Below are 7,283 nucleotides of genomic sequence, written 5' to 3' on the forward strand. Positions count from 1 at the left end.
AAACGTGACGCCACGGGAATTGGCACGCTTATTTGATAGTACACACCAGCTACTTAAGCTTTATCATAAAAAGCAAAAATGGTCACAAATTTTCCCTTTATTAAGTAACCTAGCTGAGCGTTATTACCTAATATACCAAGCTTGCCCAAAAGGGATGCAAGCACAACTAAGCTTGTATGTACCGAACCATGGTTACACCACAAACTTAGTTGTAAACCAATGTGTTGTAGCCTGCATTTTGTGCCGCAGCCTTAACTACAACCAAGCCATTAGCGAACAAATTATTAGCTGCTGTTTAGCCAATTACCTCTGCGTGCAATCACAAAGTAATAAGTTAGCGGCAGGACAGACCCTGACGGCTCAAGATAAAAAGCTTTGGCAGTGCCGTCATCAATTAGCAGCAAAATTACTAAAAGATTCAGGCCCACATACGCTTTCTATTCAGCATTTATTAGCGCGTTTAAATAAATATAAACAAGCCCTATTAAGCGCGCCAAAAATTATGATTTACGATGGCGCAACAACCTTAGTTGCTTTGGCTAATATTATTGCCATGAATACGACTTACCGCGAGTCGGGTGGTCACATTAGTGTGCACAAAGCCTTAGCTGATATTTATTTACGCACCCCTAATGAATTTGCCCAAAATGCTATAAAAGCACTGATTGCGCATATTGGCCCTTACTTTCCGGCCAGTGAAGTAAAGTACGCCGAACAAGTACTTATTTATTTAGCCACAGATGAACATGGCCGCCATATATTGGTTGATGCCAGCCGCCCTGAAAAAATTCGTTGGCATCGCTTCAAAGCAAACTTAACTATTTTTGACAAACAAAGGCATTGTAAAGACTCTCGTTTGCTATACACAGTTTGGTTTAGTGAAAACATTAACTTTGCTGAGCCACAGCCAATAAATCAGCAGCGCAGGCAGCACTATTTAGAGTTAATTAGCACGTTAAAAGTATCGCAAGAATATAGCTTTCGTGGCTTAAACAAACTTTTAAGCCCCTACCCTGAATTGATAACCCAGCTTACCGTTGCTTCTAAACCCTACAATAAAGAGCAGCAAAGAGCTAAAGACTTGCGCCATTGTTTATCTATGGTCGGATACGATAACGCCCCTGCTATTATCCAAAAAGTATTATTTCAACGCTTGGTTGCAACCACCTCTCACCCGCTTTTTCAGCATATATCTAAGCGCCTTGAGAATATGGTGCGCATTATTCAGGCGTTATTTAAGCACAACGATTCTATTCAATTTGAGCAAGTTACTTTGCCCTTATATGCCTACGTTCTTTATCTTTGCGAACATCAAGCAACCAGAATTTCTCGTAAAACTGTATTTGAGCAGGCCGAAGAACAGGCAATAAGTCCACCGCTTGCCTGTTTGTTTGGGGTTAGTCACTTAAATCAAGAGCCACTAACGGCGTATTTAAATCAACTGATTGGCGATAACAGTTGGACACAGCATTTACTTGGTAGTGAGCAACATAAAAAGCAAACACTCGATATCAATGAAAAACATTGGGTCGCGATTAAGCTATTTACTTATTATGTTTTTCAGCCCAAAGCACTATTTAGTAGTTGGCAAGAACAGATTATTTTCGACAGCTTATCGGCTGCTGGATGGCAATCAAAAGCAGATTTTTATGCATATCTGAAAAACTGTGAATTTGCAGACAATTTTTAGATTGTGTTGTTAAAAAGTGCGAAAACGTTAAATAAATATGAACTTTAGTCTGTTTATAGTCAGTATTCACAGGATAAACTGGCAAAAAGCTGAATAAATTGCTATAAAAGCCGCTTAAATTTTCAAACACATCCACGTAAACCCTCTAACAAGTAAATCGCATGCTATTTCGCGATAAGTTTACGTGTTTATCTACTCATAAATAGGAAAAGTAAATGGCTAAACAAACCATCACAGTGATCAAAGGCGACGGCATTGGTCCTAGCATTATTGATTCAGCACTTGAGATCCTTAAAGCTGCAGGTTGCGATTTTGATTATGAATTCGTTGATGCTGGCCTTGCTGCCCTAGAAAAAACTGGTGAGTTACTTCCGCAAGAAACAATCGACACAATCGCGCGTAACAAGATCACTTTAAAAGGTCCTTTAACGACGCCAGTTGGTGAAGGTTTTACTTCAATCAACGTAACTTTACGTAAAAAGTTTGGCCTTTACGCTAACGTACGTCCTGTTAAATCATTCGCAGGTACACAAGCTCGTTACGACGACATCGACATCATCACTATTCGTGAAAACACACAAGGCATGTACTCAGGTCTTGGCCAAGTGGTTTCTGAAGATGGTAACGAAGCAGAAGCAATGTCAAAAATCACCCGTGAAGGTGCAGAAAAAATCGTTACTTTTGCATACGAACTAGCGGTACGTGAAGGCCGTAAAAAAGTGACTGCTGTACACAAAGCTAACATCCTTAAATCTACATCTGGTTTATTCTTAAAAGTTGCACGTGAAGTAGCTGAGCGTTACCCACAAATCGAATCAACAGAAATGATTGTTGATGCAACTTGTATGAAACTAGTTATGACTCCTGATGAGTTTGATGTAATTGTTACTACAAACTTATTCGGTGACATCCTATCTGACTTATGTGCTGGTCTTGTTGGTGGTTTAGGTATGGCTCCTGGCGCAAACATCAGTGAAGATGCAGCAATTTTCGAAGCTGTACACGGTAGCGCACCAGACATCGCTGGTAAAAACCTTGCAAACCCAACGTCAGTGATCTTAGCATCTATCCAAATGCTAGAGCACTTAGGTATGGGCGACACTGCAGAGCGCATCCGTAGCGCAGTTGCTGATGTTATCAAATCAGGCGACCGTACAACTCGCGACCTAGGCGGCAGCCACGGTACTACAGACTTCACTCAAGCTGTAATTGAGCGCCTATAAAAAAACATTTGTTTAAGGCTTATGACAAGCTAATAACCCTTAAACACCTCTTTCCAAAAGCCAGTCTCCGACTGGCTTTTTTATTCCCTCTACTAAATTGAATACTTAATTGGACATCCACTTTTATCTTTTAGCTTATTTGGACATCCACTTTTATCTTTTTAGTAAAACCTCAACATAAAACTAGACACCCAACTTAAAATTTCTCACTTCTTAAAATTATGGCTAAACTTAAATTGTTCAACTCATGGAGGAGAAGAGCATGGCAACCCCACGTAGAAACTTAATTAGCGTTTCAAACACGCCTTACTATCATTGTATTTCACGCTGCGTTCGTCGCGCTTATTTGTGCGGGCAAGACCCACTAACGGGTCGTTCATATGAACACCGGCGCGATTGGGTTGAAAAGAAACTATTTCAACTTGGCAGGATATTTTGTATTGATATTTGCGCCTATGCGGTTATGAGTAATCACACTCATTTAGTATTGCACATCGATATAGCAAAAGCTAAACGTCTCAATAATAAAGCGATTCTGATTAGGTGGCACAAGTTATTTAAAAGTACATTCCTTTGCCAACGGTTCTTAAATGGCGAATTGCTAACACAAGCAGAGCTCGCTGCGGTTAATGCCAGAGTAAATTTATATCGAGAACGGCTCAGCAGTATTAGTTGGTTTATGCGTGTTCTTAATGAGAGTATTGCACGAAAAGCAAATCAAGAAGATGAATGTAAAGGACGGTTTTGGGAAGGTCGCTTTAAATCACAAGCTTTACTTGATGAAGCAGCACTTGTCGCTTGCCTCGCTTATGTAGATTTAAATCCTGTTAGAGCAAAAGCGGCTGATTTACCTGAGCAATCTGACTACACCAGTATTAAATCTAGATTTAATGTAGCTCAAAATAATAAGCAACCAAAATCGCTTATGCGCTTTGCAGGTAAGTCTCGTAAACATATGCCTAAGGGACTACCATTTGAGCTCAAGACATATCTGCAACTTGTAGATTGGACTGGCCGCTCAATACGAAAAGATAAGCCTGGGAAAATCCCAGAAGAGGCATTACCAATACTTGAAAGATTAAACATCTGTACAGAAAACTGGCTTACACTCACCACTTCCTTTACCCGCTCGTTTAAAAATACTGCAGGTAAAGAACAAGCTATCACAGCTTATACAAAACATATGAAGCGAAAACGAAGAAGCTCTATAGCTAATAGCTTAGCCTTGTTTACTTAGTTACGGATTCGACACTAGAAATCAATCTTACAAATCCAATCCTTTTAATTCTAGAGGCATAACGACTTGTGCAACTAGCGCTGACCAGTGTGTAAAACTAAAAATTAAATCAGCACACAAGACTGAAATGTAATTAATAACAATGAAAAATCACTACTTCCCTAGCAATTCAACTTGTTCTCAATAATTCACATCTATCTTTAGCTGATTCTTATTAAAAATAAGATGGGTGTCTGGTTAAATATTTAAGTTGGCTGTCTATTAAAAATTAACCAAACCGTATGGTAGCGAGGTGTTAAAATGGGTGTCTAATTTAAAAAAGAATCCGATTCTGATAGTAGCTAAGTTATGCAAGGCAGTAACGTAAATGCATTATCTATTGGTATAGTTAGCAATTTGCCACACGAACAATTCAATGCATAGTTACACCCAAAAATAATGATAACAAAGCATGTAGATGCAACAAAAATATAAAAAAACAAAAATAAAGAAAAATTAATGCAAAAAGCTACATTTGCGGTTGACATCAGTTTCCAAAACGCTTAAAAATACTCCTAACATTTTTAAACAGCAGCCATCTAGTCGGCTGTGCATTTTTTAGAAGAAAATTAAAAAATAATGAATATTCGCCGTCACCTTTTAGTTGTCAACGTTCTCGTACTGGTCTTAGTTACAAGCCCAGCGGGAGGCTATTAAAAGGTGAAAGCACGCTTTTAAAAAACCCCCGCCATATGCGGGGGTTTTTTTATGCATTTATGCTTGCCACACAGAGGAATGAGGATGAGTACAACTGAATATAATGGATCCGAACTAGTTGTTCGGGCACTTAAAGAATTGAATGTTAAGTATATTTTTGGCTACCCTGGCGGGTCTGTTCTTGATTTATATGACGCGTTATTTCAACAAGAAGATATTGAACATATCTTAGTACGTCACGAACAAGCCGCTACTCATATGGCTGATGGTTATGCCCGGGCTACCGGTGAAGTCGGTGTGGTGCTAGCAACTTCTGGCCCTGGCGCTACAAACTGTGTAACAGGTATCGCGACAGCGTACATGGATTCTATCCCAATGGTGGTGTTATCTGGCCAAGTTCCTACTGGTTTAATTGGTGATGATGCATTCCAAGAAACTGATATTGTTGGTTGTTCTCGCCCTATCGTAAAGCACAGCTATAACTGTCGTAGCGCAAAAGAGATCCCTGCAATCTTAGCTAAAGCATTCTACTTAGCCAGCACAGGCCGCCCTGGCCCGGTTGTGGTTGAATTACCTAAAGATATGCTTAATCCAGAGCTAAAGTTCCCATTCGAATTTCCAAAAACAACTGAGCTTCGAACTTATAACCCGAACACTAAAGGCCACTCAAAACAAATTCGCAAAGCAGTTAGCGCAATTTTAGAAGCTAAAAAACTGGTTATTTACTCAGGTGGCGGCATTATTCTATCAAATACCTCTGAGCAACTAACTCACTTGGTTGAATCATTAAATGCGCCAATCACTAACACCTTAATGGGCCTAGGTGGTATCAGCGGTACTCACCCTAACTTTATTGGTATGTTAGGTATGCATGGTAGCCTTGAGGCAAATAAAGCCATGGCAAATGCTGATGTTATTCTAGCTTTAGGCGCTCGATTCGATGATCGGGTAACAAATAACGTTAAAAAGTTCTGCCCTAATGCCACTATCGTTCATGTTGATGTTGACCCAACCTCTATTTCTAAAACAATTAAAGCGCACATCCCGGTTGTTGGCTGCTTGAAAACAGTGCTTGAGCAGTTACAAACGGCGATTGATAAGAGCCCTATTTCAATTGATCGTTCTGCACAAGAAGACTGGTGGCGTCAAATTATTAGCTGGCGTGAACAAAAATGCCTAAGCTACAGCACTGATGGCGATAAAATCAAACCACAAGCCGTTATCGAGGCAATTTACAAAGCAACCAATGGAGATGCTTACATTAGCTCTGATGTAGGTCAGCATCAAATGTTTGCTGCTCAGTATTATCCGTTTAAACACCCTCGCCAATGGATTAATTCGGGTGGCTTAGGCACCATGGGCTTTGGTTTACCTGCGGCAATGGGCGTTAAGCTTGCCTTCCCTGATAAAGAGTCTATCTGCGTGACGGGTGATGGTTCAATTCAGATGAACATTCAAGAGCTATCAACTTGCTTACAATACAATTTGGCTGTGAAAGTTGTGTCGTTGAATAACCGCTCACTGGGCATGGTACGTCAATGGCAAGATATGATGTATTCAGGTCGTCACTCATCTTCTTACATGGAATCACTTCCTGATTTTGTAAAATTAGTAGAAAGCTATGGCCACGTGGGTATTCGTGTTGATCATATTGATGAATTACAGCCTGCTATTGAAAAAGCCATGTCTATTAACGACAGACTGGTATTTTTAGACATCTGTGTAGATGAAAAAGAACATGTTTACCCTATGCAAATCAAGCTAGGGGCAGTCGATGATATGTGGTTACGTAAAGGAGTAAAAGCATAATGCGCCGTATTTTATCAATCTTATTAGAAAACGAACCTGGCTCGTTATCGCGCATTGTAGGCTTATTTTCACAGCGCGCTTACAACATCGATAGCTTGACTGTTGGCACGACTGACGATCATTCTCTTTCGCGTATTACCATTACAACCATGGGTGATGATCGCATCGTTGAGCAAATTACTAAGCAAGTTAACAAACTGGTAGATGTTCTAAAGATTATTGACTTAACCGAAATGGCGCACATCGAGCGTGAGCTATTATTGGTGAAAGTTTTTGCCCAAGATGAAACCACTCGTGCAGCGGTAACGCGTGTTGCTGATGTGTTCCAAGGTGCTATTTTAGATATGGGTCGCCACAGTTACACACTGCAACTTGTAGCGAGCACAGAAAAAATTGAATCTTTCCTTGATACCCTGCGTCATGAATCAGACATTATTGAAGTTGTACGTTCAGGTGCGGTTGGTATTGGTCGTGGTGATAAAGCGTTAAAGGCATAAGCCTTTTTCGCTAGCGCGACAAAACTCCAGATACAAAAAAAAGGGCTATAAGCCCAATGCCAGTCAGTTAAGCTGACTGGCATTTCTTTTTTTATGTGGGTACTTTGATGGCTTAGGCTTTATCGCTCTTG

Annotated in this window: 5 protein-coding genes; all 5 read left to right on the forward strand. The window is 40.2% G+C overall.

All coding sequences use genetic code 11. From position 1 onward, the window contains the following. Window positions 1–4: 4 nt before the first annotated feature. The 5 genes from HUS62_RS17855 (at window position 5) to ilvN (ending at window position 7,152) form a co-directional block, all read left to right on the forward strand. Window positions 5–1,690, forward strand: a complete 1,686-nt coding sequence (locus HUS62_RS17855) for a hypothetical protein (RefSeq protein ID WP_175080660.1) — start codon at window positions 5–7, stop codon at window positions 1,688–1,690. 215 nt (window positions 1,691–1,905) lie between these two features. Further along, window positions 1,906–2,913 (forward strand): isocitrate dehydrogenase, encoded by a 1,008-nt coding sequence (locus HUS62_RS17860; RefSeq protein WP_054563906.1) that lies wholly within the window; start codon window positions 1,906–1,908, stop codon window positions 2,911–2,913. Window positions 2,914–3,175: 262 nt separating this feature from the next. Then, the gene (locus tag HUS62_RS17865; RefSeq protein ID WP_175080661.1) at window positions 3,176–4,150 is read left to right on the forward strand and encodes a transposase; all 975 of its coding nucleotides are present in this window, start codon (window positions 3,176–3,178) and stop codon (window positions 4,148–4,150) included. A 780-nt stretch (window positions 4,151–4,930) separates the two neighbouring features. Further along, window positions 4,931–6,655, forward strand: coding sequence for an acetolactate synthase 3 large subunit (locus HUS62_RS17870; RefSeq protein ID WP_175080662.1), 1,725 nt, complete (start codon window positions 4,931–4,933; stop codon window positions 6,653–6,655). Beyond that, window positions 6,655–7,152 (forward strand): acetolactate synthase small subunit, encoded by a 498-nt coding sequence (gene ilvN / locus HUS62_RS17875; protein ID WP_054551998.1) that lies wholly within the window; start codon window positions 6,655–6,657, stop codon window positions 7,150–7,152. Before HUS62_RS17870 ends, ilvN begins: the two co-directional genes overlap by 1 nt. Window positions 7,153–7,283: the final 131 nt, after the last annotated feature.

Origin of the sequence: Pseudoalteromonas sp. 0303 (assembly GCF_013349995.1) — a bacterium.
Classification (GTDB): domain Bacteria; phylum Pseudomonadota; class Gammaproteobacteria; order Enterobacterales; family Alteromonadaceae; genus Pseudoalteromonas.

Bases quoted from the DNA above. Each gene is read 5' to 3' on its own strand.
- HUS62_RS17860 (WP_054563906.1), top strand. From the start codon at position 1,906: ATGGCTAAACAAACCATCACAGTGATCAAAGGCGACGGCATTGGTCCT.
- HUS62_RS17865 (WP_175080661.1), top strand. From the start codon at position 3,176: ATGGCAACCCCACGTAGAAACTTAATTAGCGTTTCAAACACGCCTTAC.
- HUS62_RS17870 (WP_175080662.1), top strand. From the start codon at position 4,931: ATGAGTACAACTGAATATAATGGATCCGAACTAGTTGTTCGGGCACTT.
- ilvN (WP_054551998.1), top strand. From the start codon at position 6,655: ATGCGCCGTATTTTATCAATCTTATTAGAAAACGAACCTGGCTCGTTA.